Genomic DNA, 15,094 nt, shown 5'->3' on the forward strand with positions numbered 1-15,094 from the left:
TAGCGTGCGTACCAACCATCCCATCAACAACGAATGAGGCCTGCATGAATACTCCCGTCAATGGCTCGTCGGCCAACGACAACCCCAACCCGCCGCCCCAATATGGGGCGGCGGTGCCAAGGGACGAGCGTATCGCGCGTATCCGGCAGCTTCGGAGCGTCTACATTGACTCCGACTGGACCAACCGGATTTACGACACGCTCGACCAGCTGATGGAGCACGCCCTGTCGGGGGCGCCGGAAGGCATCTCCGAACAGACGCTGCTCGTGACCGGCCCACCAGGCGGCGGTAAATCCCGTCTGCTGAATCGGTACGCTAATCGGCATCTGCCGGTTCGCCTTCCCGATCGGACGACGCTTCCGGTGCTCAAGGTGAGTATTCCGGCAAAGGCGACGGTCAAGGGGCTGGTCGAGCACTGCCTTCGTGCGCTGGGCGCAATCGGTGGCAGGGGCACTTCGGGCAATCAGTCGGCGCTGGAATCCCGCATGCTGTATTTCATGCGGGAGCGCGGGGTGAAGCTCATCATCTTCGATGAACTTCAGCATCTGGCGCACAATTCCGGGTACCAGTCGGCGATTCCGCCGGACTACTTCAAGGCAATCCTGAACGACAATATCTGTCCCGTCGTTCTGGCAGGCAGTTCGCCGAATGCCGAGGAGTTGTTCAATTCCTGCCACGAGCTGAAGCGGCGTGCCATCGCGCAGCTGAAGTTGGGACGTCTGGACTGGAACAACCAGGAGCACCGCGACGCCTTCCGGGCGATGCTCCAACAGTTCGAGGTGCACATTCCCCTGCACCACAAGTCGTCGCTCAGTGACGTCCGGACAGCGCTTCGCCTGTACATGATTTCCGACGGCCTGTTCGGCAAGGCCGTGGATTTCATCATCAACGCCACGCAACGGGCGTTGGTGTCGGGCGCCCAGTATCTGCACTGGGAGGTGCTGCGGGACACGCTCGAAGGGTTCCGCGAGGACCGTCCGGACTGGTTCAACGTCTTCGATGTCCAGGATGACCAGGCCCTTAGCGGCTTTGTCGCCCAGAAGGACACGAGCCGGGTGACCCGCCTGCACCGCAAGAAGGCAAAGATTATCCTTCCTGACCAGGAGGCGGCGTGAGTATGGGCCGCGCCATGACAGACAATACTGAACTGGCGCGGCTGCCTTTTCCGGCGACGCCGGTCGCGGGCGAGAGCCTTCTGGGCTTTCTCCTGCGACTGGCGGAGCGGAACAAAGTCAACGACCCCATCGCTTTCCTGGCTTACTGCAGTGGCCAGCACACGACGGTCTCAGCGCTTGCCCTGTCTGCCAGTGACATGTCGCGGCTGAACACACGATGCGGCATCCCGGCGGGAAGCCTGGAAGCCATGGCCTACCGGCCAATCGAGAACGGCCTCATCGACTTCTTTGGCACTAGTCTGCGCTGCGAAGACCTGGCTCTTCAGAATCGACGCTTTTGTCCCGCCTGCCTTAAGGAAGGCGCGCATCATCGAGCCGTCTGGGACCTGACGATTACCACTGTCTGCATCCGGCATGGTTTGTACCTGCAGGACGCCTGCCGGTATTGCGCGCGCCCCGCTGACTGGACCTTCGGCAGCGTCGGCTTCTGCCCCTGCGGGAAGTCATATTCAACTTCCGCATCCATTCCAGTGCCCGACCAGGAGCTGCGCGCCCTGAAGTATGTGCTCGGGCGCATCGAGGGGACGGTCAGGAATAGTAGTTCGAAAGTTTTGGATAAACTCGCACCAGTGCATGCCATCGAGCTGATGCTCGGTCTTGGCACCGTTGCTGCAGGTCGGACCCAACGTCGCCGCCGCATCGCAAGCCTGCGCGATGGCGAAATCGGCCAAACACTGAATGGCGGGTTCAATATCTGCCTGGGCTGGCCAGACAGGTTATTCGAATGTCTTGGCCGTCTACAGGATGGTCGCCATCAAAACGGGCGCCGGTACGGGCTGGAGCTTACCTTCGGCCCGGTGGCTTTCTGGATGAAACACGCGGACACCTCCGATGAAGTCCGTGCTGTGCTCACCGATGCGATGAGCCGTCATCCCGACCTCAAATACGCCGCGTCGTTGCGCTCAGCGCGGGTTGTATCAAATGACGACGGCAGCCTGCTGACACTTGATGAGGCTCAGCAGGCGCTGCGCCGCGCGCATGGAAAGGTCCGTGACGTCCTGATGCGCCATGGCCATGTCATCCGCGATGACCAGAAGGGTGGCGGCGCACCCATCCTGGTCAATGCACGTGCGGTGTGGCGGCTGCAGATGGATCTCTTTGACTTCGCCGATGAGAAAACGTTGCGTACAATGCTGAAATGCTCGCGCGTCGGGCTGAAGGTCTTCTTGAAAGCGGGCTGGTTAGAACCGGCTAGTGGAGCGGCGGCTGAACTTGCTGGGCGACCCGTCTGGAGCAAGAAGGCCGTGTGCGCGACGCTGGCTCAGATGAAGGCGGAAACGGTTGGAAACCGTAGACCGCGTAAGGCGGTTCCGATGTCGAAAGCACTGAGTGACAGCCGCTTTGCCGTAGTGGACTGGAGTCCATTTGCAATGAAGCGGGAATTCCAGCACTGCAGCTGGGATGGCGCGGGTGAAGGTCTTGCAGCGCTGCTGCTGGACGAGCGGGTATTTCGGCGGGCGCGTGCGGCTGGGCCATCCACCATCCCCGAGGCCGCAGTGAAGCTCGGGGTGAAGGAGCAGGTCGGCTATCACTTGGTGAACAGGGAGATTCTTGGATGCGGCAGGGTTCCTGGACAGAATGGGCGCCGGGTTGGCGATGCCGATATCGTGGCCTTCCATGCGGCCTACGTCATTCCGCGGCAACTCGGGCTGGACGAGGGGCGTTATCGGGGCTGGACGTCAGAGCAGTTGGTGGCGGAGGGTCTCGTGCCGGTATCGGGGCCGGGCGTGGACGGCGGGCGGCAGTTCGTGTTCCGGCGCCAGGATGTGGAGCGCAGTTCCCTGTTTTCTGCTAATTTCGGCGGGGCCGGTGAGCAGGGTACGGTTGGCTCGCGGCGCATTCCCTCCCGATTGGCATGATGGACGATATGGCGCTTCCCGAGCACGACCAAAAGAATGTCGATGCCTTCTTCGACGCCGTGAAGGCGCTGGAGCCTGCCTTTAAGTACGACTCTTTCTCCTATATTGCTGTGAAGCACGAGGGTGCGTTCATTCTGCTGCAGGCAGCGTTGCAGCGTCATGTGGCGAAGCCTTCGCTGCCCTACACCCTGTTCTCGACCGAGCATGTCCGTGCCGGAAACTGTCTCCTCAAAGACATCGGCCTATCACCGCGACAATTCGTCGAGGCGCTGTTCGCCGGGTCGGTCAAGGTTCACGGTACCGAACTGAAATTTCCTGGCGACTATTCGAACGCGCGCTTGACTTACTTTTCGCCTTTCTGGACGCCTGCGCTCCAGGCTCAGAGTCGGGTGAATACTTTGCAGATCTCCGGCGCGCAGCAGGCGACATTTATCCGGCAGCCCATGCTGGATTGGGAGTTGCGGGCCGCTGTGACGCCCTATGACAACATCCAGGAGCTGATGAACGAATTCCAGCTCGGCACACTCCAGGCCAATGGTGTCGTCCATGTTCTTGTCATCGCGCACACCGCCGCACTGATTAATGGCGCATCGCAGGTGATTGATGAAGATGCCGATATCGGCATCCGGCTCGCTCATGGCCTCAAAAAGAAAGATGCGGCCATCGGCGTCAGGATACTGAAGCCGGGAAGCCCGATTGAGAGGATGCAGATTGCGGGCAAGGACCTGAAGTGGACGAGAGCGCCCGACTTCACTCTGGGCACTGCGCACATTCATGTTCCAAAGGCGTCGATACTGCAGTGCTTCGCCATCTACGGCGGCGACACCCAGAGCTATTACTGGGTAAGCGACCCCACCACGACACACAATACTCGGCGGACCGCCCTGCATGCCTATGACCCGCAGCTGGATAAGCTCAGGGACATCCTGATTCGTGATAGCTTTCGCGGCTCAGATGCGCGTGACTTCGAGGTCGGAATCTCCTGGCTGGTCTGGCTGCTTGGCTTCAGTGCTGCGCACCTGAGTGCAACGAAGACCAGCGATGCGCCTGATATCATCGTCACCAGTCCGAACGGCAATATTGCCGTGGTGGAATGCACGACCGGTCTGCTGAAAGCCGAAAACAAGCTCGCCAACCTTTACGATCGGGTGCAAGCGATGCGACGGTCTTTCGAAACGTCCGGCCACAGCAATATTCGCATCCTGCCGGTTATTGTAACCGCAAAGAGCAAGAACGATGTTGCAGCCGACCTGGAGCAGGCTGAGAAGCTCGGCATCCTAGTGTTTACCCGCGAGAACATCGAAAACGCGCTGAACCGCTCATTCGTGCCGCAAAACGCAGAGCAGCTCTATGCGGAGTGGGAGCAGGCGGTCAGCATGGCGCTGTCTAAATACAATAACCAAGGCGGGCTCCCTCCGGGGAGCTGACCGCCAGTTCGGTCTGGTGTGTCATGCGAGCCGGGCGTGCTTCGGCGGTCGTTCCTCGTAGGCGCGCTCAATGCAGTCAGCTATCAGCGACCTGGGCGTCCAGTGGGTGAAGGCGGGCCGAATCCTGTCGATAAAGTAGACGGCCTTGGTTTCTCGATTGGCAAGCGCATGGGTTACGCCCGCTTCGAAGATTTCGGGGTCGTCTGAGAGGATGCGCAGGCCTGCGGTCAGGAAGAGGCTGAACTGCAGTTCGCTGATGTCGGTGCGTTGCTGCAGGTCTTTCGGGCCATCCAGCTGAAGCTGTTCGATGTGCCGGTGGAATGGGTCGGCGGGATTGATGCCACGGGAGACATGGGCGAAATATCCAAAACGGCTTAACAGAAACCAGAGGTCCTGCGGCTTCATGCCCCTGAGGAGCGGTGGCTCGAATTGCTCGATGCCGTTCATGGCGTTGAGCAGATAGGTCTGGCCTTCGAGAAACACCGGGTCGACCAGTTGCTGCTGTATAGAGCTGAGGTCGATGTTGTCGCCACAGATGTTTGGCGCCTTGGTATTCCATGTCAGCAATTCCTCGGTGCCGGGAACATGGCAGACCAGGTGTGTGCGATGTTCGGGGCATATGCGCACGAAACGCATCTCGGCAGCGGTCTTGGTGAAGCCATGCTCGCGCAGGCAGGCAGGGCAGACCCGCCGCTTCCGGAGCACAATGGCTGGCTCAGCGACCCGGTCGCCGACCTCATAGGCATTTCCGAGAATAAAATGGTGTTCCTGCATCAGTTGCAGGCGGGCGGCCGGGATGCCAGAAGCGACCGAGATTCGCTCAATAGCGTCGTCGGAATAGGTTTCTTGAGCGAAATGGATGCCGAAAGTACTCGATGCCCAGCTACTGATGTTGAAGACCCCGTTCCGGGTGCCGAGACGACCTATGAAGCTGTTCAGGCTTTCGTCGTGACCGGGATTTTCGATGCGAAGGGGAAGCGGTTCTATCGGGTTGGCCACGGGACTTTTCTTTGAATTCGGGGAGCGTTTCTTTGATTTACCGAAGGATTTTCGGGGAGGGTCGGAACGATATCAAGGATTTCAGGGTGTGGAAGGGCAAGATTTTGCAACTTTGGCGGCGGAAGTTGGGGCTCGATCCCGTGGCGCGGGCTAGGATTGGAGCTGGCGGAATCGAGGGAGGGACAGATGGCCGAGGCTCCAAAATTCGAAATAGGCGATGCGTCCCAGGACATCACCTTTGCCGCGGTGGGGGCGGCCCTGAGCCAATGGGAGCATCTCGAAGCGTGGCTAGCGAACATATTCATCGACGTCTGCGGCTTCATCGGCGAATTCGAACCCAACTCGGCTGTCGGCAGGGCGTACGGCACCGTGGTGGCTTTCACCGGTCGCGTTCAGATGATTGAAGCAGCTGCTGAGGTCTTCTTTGCCGAGAAGGGCGAGGACGACGATTCCAAACGGCTTCGAGCAGTGATTGCGAAGGCAAGGGGTCTTTCAGGCCGCCGGAATGAAATTGCTCACGGCATCGTCCAGCCGTGGGGAAGAGACCGCGGGTTCGCGCTGGTGCCGTCCTGGTATGCGACCCGGAAAATGACCTTGATACCCAAGCGCCATGGCTTCAGTGACGCGGTTCCGAGTTATGCCTACAGGTCGGTGGAGATCTATTCCTTCCGGGATGCTTTCAAGGAATTGGCGGAAGAGGCGGTGCGTATTCGGGTTCACGAACCGTACTTTGCCTGAGGACGGGCGGATTGTTGTGGTCCAGCCAGCGCTTGGAATTCCAGCGGATTTGGCCGTCCGAACGCCGTTGGTGGGGCTTGTGATTGTGGCGAGGGCGCCTGTCGTAGCCAGTGGAATATTGCCTACGGTCCCCCTCGCCGCCCCCATGCTGGGGGGACCGCGAAAGCCGGAGTCACTAATCGTGATTGCTCTGGCGGAGAATGTAGGTAATTGCTGGCATTCGTGTTCGATAATGGTGAGCACGAAATCGGCTAAGTTATTGACATGACGTGGGGTGGCAACCGTTTTAAGTGATCACGCACACGGCTCCATGGGCCGCGCCTTTTTTTTATTTCAGCAGTGATATCCCGCCGAAGACGACGGCGAGGCAGGCAGCGAAGATCGCCAGGGCCAGCGCCGGATGGCCGCCCGCAGCATCCGCCGCAGCGGCAGCATGCTTGCGGCCGGTCACCATCGGGGTAACGAGGTTTTCCTTTTTCACCGTCAGGTAAAATACGGTGGACAGCAGATGCACGGCGATCACCGCCCCCAGAACCCAGATCGTCCGGCGGTGGAGGGTACCCAGCAGGGCAGCGGTGCTGCTGGGCACTTTGGAATACAGCGGCCCGTCGGTGACGATATCGTCGCTGGTGAACAGGCCGGTGCCGGCCTGCAGGGCCAGCAGCCCCAGCATGGCCAGCACGGCATAGCCGCCGACCGGGTTATGGCCGATGTATTTCGGGCCCGGGCGGCCGAAGAGCGTGCCGAGATAGCGCAGGCCGGCCATCGGCCCGGCGACGAAATCTGTGAACCGGGCGTAGCGGTTGCCGGCAAAACCCCAGATCAGGCGGAACAGCACCAGGCTGAGCACCACCTGGCCCAGGGTCATATGCAGGTCCAGCTTGCCCTGCCAGCCGGTCCAGACCATGGCGATCACCAGGGCGACCAAACCCCAGTGAAACAGGCGGGTCGGCAGATCCCAGACCCGGATGGGGACGAAGCCGGGCTTGGCCGCAGGCGACCCGGAAGCGGAATGGGGCGTTTCAATGGTCATCGGCACTCTCTGGGGGTTGTGCGCCGCAATCGTAAGGATTTGCAAACACTAGGCAAGTTAGAGGTGTTGCGGCGTCTGTGGCGAGGACTTAATCTCACGCGTCGTTCACAATGTTGCTAACCGGGACAATCGGGTGCGGGGCAGTCGCTTCTTCTTCATTCTTCTCGCCGCTGCGGTCCTGGGTATCCTGGCCGTGATCTTTTTTGGCGCAGACTCCAACAATCGGGGCATGACACCGACGGCCAATATTCCGCCGCCGCCGGTGCCGGCCGCGCCAGCCACGCCGGCGCCGGACAGTGTCGCCAAGGCACCGCCCAGCTTCGATGTGGTGCGCATCAGCCGCAACTGCACCTCGGTTTTCGCCGGCCGCGCCATGGCCGGTTCGGTGGTGATGGTCAAGTCCGGCCAGCGCGAGCTTGGCCGGGTGACGGCCGATACCCGCGGCGAATGGGTGCTGGTGCCGGACCTGCCGCTGGAACGCGGCAATCAGGAATTCACGCTGGAATCCCAGATGCAGGGCCAGGAGCCGATCAGGGCCGAGGCCTCGGTGGTTGCCGTGGTGCCGGAATGCCAGCCGGGCGAGGGCGGCGAGCAGGCGATTGCCGTGCTGACACCGCTGAAAGGCGCCAGCCGCCTGCTGCAGCGGCCCGACGGTCCGCTCGATCCCGCCCGCAAGGGGCTCGCGCTCGATGCCATTGAATACGACCAGGCCGGCAACCTGATCCTGTCCGGTCGTGCCCAGCCGGGCTCGACGGTGCAGGTTTATCTGAACAACGAGCCGATCGGCGTCGCCACGGCCGACGACAAGGGACGCTGGACGCTCCGGCCCGACAAGGCGGTCGATCCTGGCATCTATTCGCTGCGTGTCGACCAGGTCGAGCAGGCCGGCGGCAAGGTGGCCTCACGCCTGGAGATGCCTTTTGCCCGCGCGCGGCCGGAGGATGTCAAATTCGACGCCAGCGGCAACAGCATCATCGTGCAGCCCGGCAACAGCCTGTGGCGCATCGCCCGCCAGGTTTACGGCCTGGGACCGCGCTATACTGAAATCTACCGGGCCAACCAGGCCCAGATCACCGATCCTGACCTGATCTATCCCGGCCAGGTCTTCGCGGTACCCGGCGCAAAACCTAACGGTCAGTCCGGCGGTCAGCCGGCCGCCAGCCCCGCCGGCAAGTCGAACTGAGGTGAAACGGCCGGTCCCGGTATGCCGGGGCCGGTCCTGATCCCTTACCGCGCCGGCCCGGGCGCGCTACACTCTTGCCATGATCGCCAATTCCAATTGCGCCGAGAGGGGTGCCCGCGAAGCCGGGCGGCCTGCCGGGCGCATCGAGGACCGTTTTCGTGAGCATGGATTCCCCCCTTCCCCGACAGGGTAGTGCCGGCATACCAGGCGTGTCCGCTGCGCCGGGCGACCCGGCGCCGGTCTTTGCCGCCATCGATCTGGGGACCAACAACTGCCGCCTGCTGATCGCGCGGCCCCATCGCGACAGGCTTGGGCGCGAGAATTTTCGCGTCATCGAGGCGTTTTCCCGCATCGTGCGGCTGGGCGAGGGCCTCAGCCTGTCCGGCCGGCTGTCTGATGCGGCGATGGCGCGCACGATCGAGGCGCTGAAGATCTGTTCCGAGAAGATGGCGCGGCGCAATGTCGCCTTCGCCCGCGCCGTCGCCACCGAGGCCTGCCGCCGCGCCGCCAACGGGGTCGAATTCCTGCATGAGGTGAAAGTCGCGACCGGTATCAGCCTCGATATCATCTCGACGGCGGAAGAGGCGCGGCTGGCGCTGACCGGCTGTGCGCCGCTGCTGGAAGCGCCGCATCGCCAGGCCATCGTTTTCGATATCGGCGGCGGCTCGACCGAAATCCTCTGGGCCCGCCTGCTCGGCGGCGGCCGCACCGAGGTGATCGACTGGATCTCGCTGCCGTTCGGCGTGGTCAACCTGACCGAACGCTTCGGCCCGGGCGACAGCCACAGCGGCAGTTACGCGCAGATGATCGACACGGTGGCCGAGGCGCTGCAGCCTTTCGAGGCCAGGCACAATCTGTCGCAGCAGCTCAAGACCGGCCATATCCAGGTGCTCGGCACGTCGGGCACGGTCACCACCCTGGCCGGCGTTCACCTCAACCTGCCGCGCTATGAGCGCCGCCATGTCGACGGCTGCTGGCTGGAATTCCCTACCGTGATCGAACAGTCGCGCCGGCTGGCGGCGCAGAGCGTGCCGGAACGCGCGCTGTATCCCTGCATCGGCGAGGAACGCGCCGATCTGGTGGTGGCGGGCTGTGCCATTCTCGAGGCGCTCTATCGCTTCTGGCCGGCAACCCGGCTGCGCGTGGCCGATCGCGGCGTGCGCGAGGGCGTACTGGTGGAACTGATGCGGCAGCAGCGCAGGAAGACGTCATGAACGCACCGCGCAAACCCGGGCCCAAGGTGAAGGTGCGCACGGCGCGCGGCCGCAGTGTCGGTCAGGCGAAATGGCTGCTGCGCCAGCTCAACGACCCCTATGTCGCGGCGGCCAAGACCGAGGGCTGGCGCAGCCGTGCCGCCTACAAGCTGATCGAACTGGACGACAAGTACAAACTGCTCAAGCCCGGCATGCGCATCGTCGATCTCGGCGCGGCACCCGGCGGCTGGACCCAGGTGGCGGTCAAGCGCGTAAAGTCGCTCGACAAGGGCCCCGGCGCCGGCGGCGGCTTCGTGCTCGGTGTCGACATCAACCCGGTCGACCCGATCCCCGGTGCCTCGCTGCTGCTGCAGGATTTTCTCGCCGAGGGCGCCGACCAGAAGGTGATCGACGCGATGGGCGGCAAGGCCGACTTCGTTTTCTCCGACATGGCCGCGCCAGCCACCGGCCATCGCCAGACCGACCATATCCGCATCATGGCACTGTGCGAGGTGGCGCTGGATTTCGCCATCCGTGTGCTCAATCCGGGCGGCGGCTTCCTGGCCAAGGTGCTGCGCGGTGGTACCGAAAACGAGCTGCTCAACACCATGAAGCGGGATTTCCGCACCGTCCGGCATGTCAAACCGCCGGCCAGCCGGGCGGATTCGGCCGAGAGTTATGTGATCGCCACCGGCTTCCGCGGCTAAATGTCCTGAATCCCTGCCTTTCTTGAGGCTGGACCGGGCCGGAAAGACGGTCTATATCCTCCGCGGCAAGGATACCTTACTCCCAGTCAGGAGCCGCCTTGCCAATGACCGCGCCGGAGCTTTCCGAGCCCGCGGTGGACCCGGCATACCTTGCCGCCACCCCCTTTATCGACAGCGATCATGCGGCCGTGCGCGCTCTGGCGCGCGAGGCAGTCGGGGATGAAACGGACAGCAAGGCCAAGGCGATCCGGCTCTATTACGCGGTGCGCGACCGTTTCCTCTACGATCCCTACAGCGTCGAAGTCAGCCAGGACGGCATGCGGGCCTCGGGCGTGATCGCGCGCGGCAAGGGCTTCTGCGTCAACAAGGCGATCCTGCTGGCCGCCGTGGCGCGCGCCGAGGGCATTCCATCGCGCATCGGCCTGGCCGATGTGAAGAACCATCTGGCCACCGCGCGCCTGCGGGCCCAGATGGGCACCGATGTTTTCTACTACCACGGCTTCACCGAACTGTTCCTCGACGGAAAATGGGTCAAGGCGACACCGGCCTTCAATCTGGAGCTCTGTGAGAAATTCCGCGTGCTGCCGCTGGAGTTCGATGGCGAGACGGACTCGGTGTTCCATCCCTTCGATGCCGACAACCGCCGCCATATGGAATACGTGGCCGACCGCGGCAGCTTCGCCGACATGCCGTTCGGCGAGTGGCGCGACGCCATGCTGAAACACTATCCCTATCTGATGACTGAAAAGCGATCCGGCGGCGATTTCGCCGCCGAGGCCGCCGCTGAATCAAATAAGAAACCCCAGAACAAGACCCCGTAAGGAGCCACCCGATGCAGTTCCGTGAAGCCTATACATTCGATGACGTTCTGCTCGAGCCGGCAGCTTCCAGCGTGCTGCCCACCGAAGTCGATACCCGCACGCGCATCACCCGCAGCATCGAACTCGGCATCCCGCTGATCTCGGCGGCGATGGACACCGTCACCGAGGCCAAGATGGCGATTGCCATGGCGCAGGCCGGCGCCATCGGCGTGCTGCACAAGAACATGACCATCGAGGAACAGGCCCGCGAGGTCATCGCGGTCAAGAAATTCGAATCCGGCATGGTGGTCAATCCGCTCACCATCGAGCCGAATGCCACGCTGGCCGATGCGCTGGCGCTGATGGAGCGCTACGGCATCCACGGCATTCCGGTCACCGAAGGGCAGGGCGGCAAGCTGGTCGGCATCCTGACCAACCGCGACGTGCGTTTCGCCACCAACATGGCGCAGCCGGTGCATGAGCTGATGACCAAGAGTCCGCTGATCACCGTGCGGGAGGGCGTTTCCAGCGGCGAGGCCAAGCGCCTGCTGCACCAGCATCGTATCGAGAAGCTGGTGGTGGTGGACGAGGCTTATCATTGCGTCGGCCTGATCACGGTGAAGGATATCGAAAAGGCCCGCCTGCATCCCAATGCCAGCAAGGACGAGCAGGGCCGCCTGCGCTGCGCCGCCGCCGTTTCCACCGGTGCCGACGGGCTGGAACGTGCCCAGGCGCTGATCGATGCCGGCGTGGATATCGTCATCGTCGATACCGCGCATGGTCATTCCAGCCGCGTGCTGGAAACCATCGCGGCGATCAAGAAGCGTTCGAATCTCACCCAGGTGATCGGCGGCAATGTCGCGACATCCGAAGGCACCAAGGCGCTGATCGATGCCGGCGTCGATGCCGTCAAGGTCGGCATCGGCCCGGGCTCGATCTGCACCACGCGCATCGTCGCCGGCGTCGGCGTGCCGCAGCTCACTGCTGTCGCCGATGCGGTGTCGGTGGCCAACAAGGCCGGCGTGCCGGTGATCGCCGATGGCGGCATCAAGTTCTCGGGCGATCTGGCCAAGGCGATCGCCGCCGGCGCCAGCGCCTGCATGATCGGCTCGCTGCTGGCCGGCACCGACGAGGCGCCGGGCGAGGTCTTCCTCTACCAGGGCCGCTCATACAAATCCTATCGCGGCATGGGCTCGCTGGGCGCCATGGGCCGCGGTTCGGCCGACCGCTACTTCCAGCAGGAAGTCGGCGACAAGCTGAAGCTGGTGCCCGAAGGCATCGAAGGCCGTGTCGCCTACAAGGGTCCGGTTGGCACCATCCTGCATCAGCTGGTCGGCGGCCTGCGCGCCGCCATGGGCTATACCGGCAATGCGACGCTGGAAGAGATGCGCAGCAACTGCCGCTTCCTGCGCATCACCTCGGCCGGTCTGCGCGAAAGTCATGTGCATGACGTGGCGATCACCCGCGAAGCGCCGAATTACCGGCAGGAGGGCTGAGGTCGCATGACCCCTGCGGCGCGGCTCGCCGCCAGCATCGAGATCATCGCCGAGATTTTACAGCGCGCCGCTGCCGCCGACCGTGTGGTCACTGAATGGCAGCGGCGCAGCCGTTTTGCCGGTGCCAAGGATCGCCGCGCGGTGAGCGAAACCGTTTATGCCGTGCTGCGCGAGCAGGGCATGCGGCGCTGGCGTGTCGAACAGGCCGGTGCCGAACTGACGCCGCGCCTGCTGGTGTTTGCCGATGCGGCCACGCCGCTGCATGTCTGGCAGGAGCTTTGCACAGCGGGCGGCTATGGCCCGCCGGCGCTGGATGACACCGAGATCGCGGCGCTGTCGAAACTGCCCAGCGATGAAGACGCGCCGCTCTGGGCGCGCGCCAACCTGCCGCCCAGTGTGGCCGAGATGGTACAGGCCACTTTCGGTGTGCATACCGAGATGGAACTCGCCGCGCTGAACGGCCGCGCGCCGCTCGATCTGCGGGTGAACACGCTGCAGGCCAACCGCGAAACGGTGCTGGAACAGCTGCGCGCCGATGGCATCGCCGCCGCCGCCACGCCGCTGTCGCCGATCGGCATCCGGATTCCGGAACGCGTGCGGCTCGACATGAATTCCTTATATCGCGACGGACTGATCGAACCGCAGGATGAAGCGGCCCAGCTGGCCGGCCTGCTGGTCGATGCGAAACCGGATGAAACCGTGGTCGATCTCTGTGCCGGCGCCGGCGGCAAGACGCTGTTACTGGCCGCCTGCATGCGCAATCAGGGCGTGCTGCAGGCCTGCGATAACGACGCACGCCGGCTCGCCCGGCTGGTGCCGCGACTGGAACGTGCCGGGGCTCGCAACATCGTGATCCGCGATGCCGATGCGATGCCGGCGCTGCTGGCCGAGCTTGAAGGCAGGGCGGATCGCGTGCTGCTGGATGTGCCCTGCTCGGGCAGCGGCACCTGGCGCCGCAATCCGGAAGCGCGCTGGCGCTACGATCCCGCCAGCCTTGACGAGGTATTGCGCCGCCAGCGCGGCCTGCTGGAAGATGGCGCAAAGCTGGTGCGTCCGGGCGGCCGGCTGGTCTATGCCACCTGCTCGATCCTGCCGGCCGAGAATGGCGACCAGGCCGACTGGTTCCTGGCGCATCACGCGGAGTTTACGGCATTGCCTCTGGCCGAGGCGTGGCCGGCGGGTGTAACCGATCAGCGTATCCGGTCCGGCGACCGCCTGAACCTGACCCCTTACCGGCATGGCACCGACGGCTTTTTCGCCGCCGCTTTCCAAAGGCAGCCGTCAGGGGGGCAGGCATGAGCCGGCCTGGACATCAACATGAGGAGCTTCTGCATGTCGCGTCTTTCGATCTCCCGCTTTGTCCTTGCCCTGGCCGCCTGCTTCATGTTGGCCGCGCCGGTCTTGATCGCAGGACCGGTCCTGGCCGCCGGTTCCGATCCGGCCCCCGCGGCCAAGCCGGCCGACCCGAATTTCACCGAGGGCCGCAAGGCGATCGATGCCAAGGACTGGGCCAGGGCGATTCCGCTGTTCGAGCAGGTGGTGGCCAAGGACGCCCAGAATGCCGATGCCTTCAACTGGCTGGGCTATGCCTGGCGCAACCAGGGCAACTACGACATGTCCTTTGCGAATTACACCAAGGCGCTGACCATCGATCCGCGCCATCGCGGCGCCCACGAATATATCGGCGAGGCGTATCTCAAGGTGAACAACCTGCCGAAGGCCGAGGAGCATCTCAAGCGGCTCGACAGCCTGTGCACCTTCGGCTGCGCCGAATACACCGAGCTGAAAAACAAGATCGCCGCCTACAAGGCCGCCAAGCCGAGCTGACCGGCGCGTTTTTTACTGCTGGCCGGGCCGCCCCCTCCTGTCGGGAGGGTGGCCCGGTCCTGCCGGTCCGGCCTATAATGGCGGGTGTCCAGGACGTCTGTTCCAAGGAGCCCCGCCATGGCTGACCCGCGCAAGTTTTCCCGCCTTTCCATCGCTGTTTTCACCCTGTTGGCCGCGCTGGCTGTGCCGGCGGCACCATCCTTCGCCATGGGCAGCAGCGATCCCGCCGCCGGCATGCCCAAGGCGGTCGATCCGAATTTCGCCGAAGGCAAAAAGGCGATCGACGCCAAGGACTGGGCCAGGGCGGTCGAGCTGTTCTCCAGCGTGGTGGCGAAAGACGACAGGAATGCCGATGCCTTCAACTGGCTCGGCTATGCCCAGCGCAACCAGGGCGACTATCCGAAAGCCTTTGCGGCTTACGAGAAGGCGCTGGCCATCGATCCGCGCCACAAGGGCGCCCATGAATATATCGGCGAGGCCTATCTGAAGGTGAACAATGTCGAGAAGGCGGAGGAACACCTCAGGCGCCTCGACAGCATCTGCACCTTCGGCTGCGCCGAGCTGACCGAACTGAAAACCAGGATCGCCGCCTACAAGGCGGCCAAGCCGAGCTAAGTCGAGCCGGTTTTTTCTACAGCAGAGGAGTTTAAAAACGCC

General features: G+C 63.3%; 14 protein-coding genes. 12 read left to right on the forward strand and 2 right to left on the reverse strand.

The window, feature by feature from the left end:
* Positions 1-44: 44 nt before the first annotated feature.
* From OJJ21_RS14180 to OJJ21_RS14190, 3 genes are read left to right on the forward strand one after another with little or no spacing between them, the layout of a single operon-like run.
* On the forward strand, positions 45-1,115 hold the full coding sequence (locus OJJ21_RS14180; protein WP_297687233.1) for a TniB family NTP-binding protein: 1,071 nt from the start codon (positions 45-47) through the stop codon (positions 1,113-1,115).
* A 2-nt stretch (positions 1,116-1,117) separates the two neighbouring features.
* Positions 1,118-3,034: a TniQ family protein gene (locus tag OJJ21_RS14185; protein WP_297687234.1), complete on the forward strand. Its 1,917-nt coding sequence runs from the start codon at positions 1,118-1,120 to the stop codon at positions 3,032-3,034.
* 8 nt (positions 3,035-3,042) lie between these two features.
* Positions 3,043-4,461 (forward strand): hypothetical protein, encoded by a 1,419-nt coding sequence (locus tag OJJ21_RS14190; protein WP_297687235.1) that lies wholly within the window; start codon positions 3,043-3,045, stop codon positions 4,459-4,461.
* Positions 4,462-4,482: 21 nt separating this feature from the next.
* Here OJJ21_RS14190 and OJJ21_RS14195 read toward each other — a convergent pair whose 3' ends face one another.
* The gene (locus OJJ21_RS14195; protein WP_297687236.1) at positions 4,483-5,460 is read right to left on the reverse strand and encodes a TniQ family protein; all 978 of its coding nucleotides are present in this window, start codon (positions 5,458-5,460) and stop codon (positions 4,483-4,485) included.
* Between the two features lie 186 nt (positions 5,461-5,646).
* Here OJJ21_RS14195 and OJJ21_RS14200 point away from each other — a divergent pair, with 186 nt between their 5' ends.
* Entirely contained in the window at positions 5,647-6,198 is a 552-nt protein-coding gene (locus OJJ21_RS14200; RefSeq protein ID WP_297687237.1) for a hypothetical protein, read from the forward strand.
* Between the two features lie 328 nt (positions 6,199-6,526).
* On the opposite strand, the gene OJJ21_RS14205 is transcribed toward OJJ21_RS14200, so the two are convergent.
* Complete coding sequence (locus tag OJJ21_RS14205; RefSeq protein WP_297687238.1) at positions 6,527-7,231, reverse strand: cytochrome b/b6 domain-containing protein; 705 nt, start codon at positions 7,229-7,231, stop codon at positions 6,527-6,529.
* A gap of 229 nt (positions 7,232-7,460) precedes the next feature.
* On the opposite strand from OJJ21_RS14205, the gene OJJ21_RS14210 reads away from it, so the two are divergent.
* From OJJ21_RS14210 to OJJ21_RS14245, 8 genes are all read left to right on the forward strand, one after another.
* On the forward strand, positions 7,461-8,414 hold the full coding sequence (locus tag OJJ21_RS14210) for an Ig-like domain-containing protein (RefSeq protein ID WP_297687239.1): 954 nt from the start codon (positions 7,461-7,463) through the stop codon (positions 8,412-8,414).
* A 209-nt stretch (positions 8,415-8,623) separates the two neighbouring features.
* The gene (locus OJJ21_RS14215) at positions 8,624-9,628 is read left to right on the forward strand and encodes a Ppx/GppA phosphatase family protein (protein WP_297687240.1); all 1,005 of its coding nucleotides are present in this window, start codon (positions 8,624-8,626) and stop codon (positions 9,626-9,628) included.
* Entirely contained in the window at positions 9,625-10,314 is a 690-nt protein-coding gene (locus OJJ21_RS14220) for an RlmE family RNA methyltransferase (protein WP_297687241.1), read from the forward strand. Before OJJ21_RS14215 ends, OJJ21_RS14220 begins: the two co-directional genes overlap by 4 nt.
* A 104-nt stretch (positions 10,315-10,418) precedes the next feature.
* Positions 10,419-11,135, forward strand: a complete 717-nt coding sequence (locus OJJ21_RS14225) for a transglutaminase family protein (protein WP_297687242.1) — start codon at positions 10,419-10,421, stop codon at positions 11,133-11,135.
* An 11-nt stretch (positions 11,136-11,146) separates the two neighbouring features.
* Positions 11,147-12,610 carry an IMP dehydrogenase gene (gene guaB / locus OJJ21_RS14230; RefSeq protein ID WP_297687243.1) on the forward strand — a complete coding sequence of 488 codons (1,464 nt, stop codon included), beginning with the start codon at positions 11,147-11,149 and terminating at the stop codon, positions 12,608-12,610.
* A gap of 6 nt (positions 12,611-12,616) precedes the next feature.
* Positions 12,617-13,909: an RsmB/NOP family class I SAM-dependent RNA methyltransferase gene (locus OJJ21_RS14235; protein ID WP_297687244.1), complete on the forward strand. Its 1,293-nt coding sequence runs from the start codon at positions 12,617-12,619 to the stop codon at positions 13,907-13,909.
* 33 nt (positions 13,910-13,942) lie between these two features.
* Positions 13,943-14,437 (forward strand): tetratricopeptide repeat protein, encoded by a 495-nt coding sequence (locus OJJ21_RS14240; protein WP_297687245.1) that lies wholly within the window; start codon positions 13,943-13,945, stop codon positions 14,435-14,437.
* Positions 14,438-14,554: 117 nt separating this feature from the next.
* The gene (locus tag OJJ21_RS14245; RefSeq protein WP_297687246.1) at positions 14,555-15,052 is read left to right on the forward strand and encodes a tetratricopeptide repeat protein; all 498 of its coding nucleotides are present in this window, start codon (positions 14,555-14,557) and stop codon (positions 15,050-15,052) included.
* Positions 15,053-15,094 lie beyond the last annotated feature (42 nt).

This window comes from Ferrovibrio sp. (assembly GCF_025869515.1).
In the GTDB taxonomy this organism is placed as follows: domain Bacteria; phylum Pseudomonadota; class Alphaproteobacteria; order Ferrovibrionales; family Ferrovibrionaceae; genus Ferrovibrio.

Coding starts and splice junctions, on each gene's coding strand:
- OJJ21_RS14180 (WP_297687233.1), top strand. CDS start 45: ATGAATACTCCCGTCAATGGCTCGTCGGCCAACGACAACCCCAACCCG.
- OJJ21_RS14185 (WP_297687234.1), top strand. CDS start 1,118: ATGGGCCGCGCCATGACAGACAATACTGAACTGGCGCGGCTGCCTTTT.
- OJJ21_RS14190 (WP_297687235.1), top strand. CDS start 3,043: ATGGCGCTTCCCGAGCACGACCAAAAGAATGTCGATGCCTTCTTCGAC.
- OJJ21_RS14200 (WP_297687237.1), top strand. CDS start 5,647: ATGGCCGAGGCTCCAAAATTCGAAATAGGCGATGCGTCCCAGGACATC.
- OJJ21_RS14205 (WP_297687238.1), bottom strand. CDS start 7,231: ATGACCATTGAAACGCCCCATTCCGCTTCCGGGTCGCCTGCGGCCAAG.
- OJJ21_RS14210 (WP_297687239.1), top strand. CDS start 7,461: ATGACACCGACGGCCAATATTCCGCCGCCGCCGGTGCCGGCCGCGCCA.
- OJJ21_RS14220 (WP_297687241.1), top strand. CDS start 9,625: ATGAACGCACCGCGCAAACCCGGGCCCAAGGTGAAGGTGCGCACGGCG.
- OJJ21_RS14225 (WP_297687242.1), top strand. CDS start 10,419: ATGACCGCGCCGGAGCTTTCCGAGCCCGCGGTGGACCCGGCATACCTT.
- guaB (WP_297687243.1), top strand. CDS start 11,147: ATGCAGTTCCGTGAAGCCTATACATTCGATGACGTTCTGCTCGAGCCG.
- OJJ21_RS14235 (WP_297687244.1), top strand. CDS start 12,617: ATGACCCCTGCGGCGCGGCTCGCCGCCAGCATCGAGATCATCGCCGAG.
- OJJ21_RS14240 (WP_297687245.1), top strand. CDS start 13,943: ATGTCGCGTCTTTCGATCTCCCGCTTTGTCCTTGCCCTGGCCGCCTGC.
- OJJ21_RS14245 (WP_297687246.1), top strand. CDS start 14,555: ATGGCTGACCCGCGCAAGTTTTCCCGCCTTTCCATCGCTGTTTTCACC.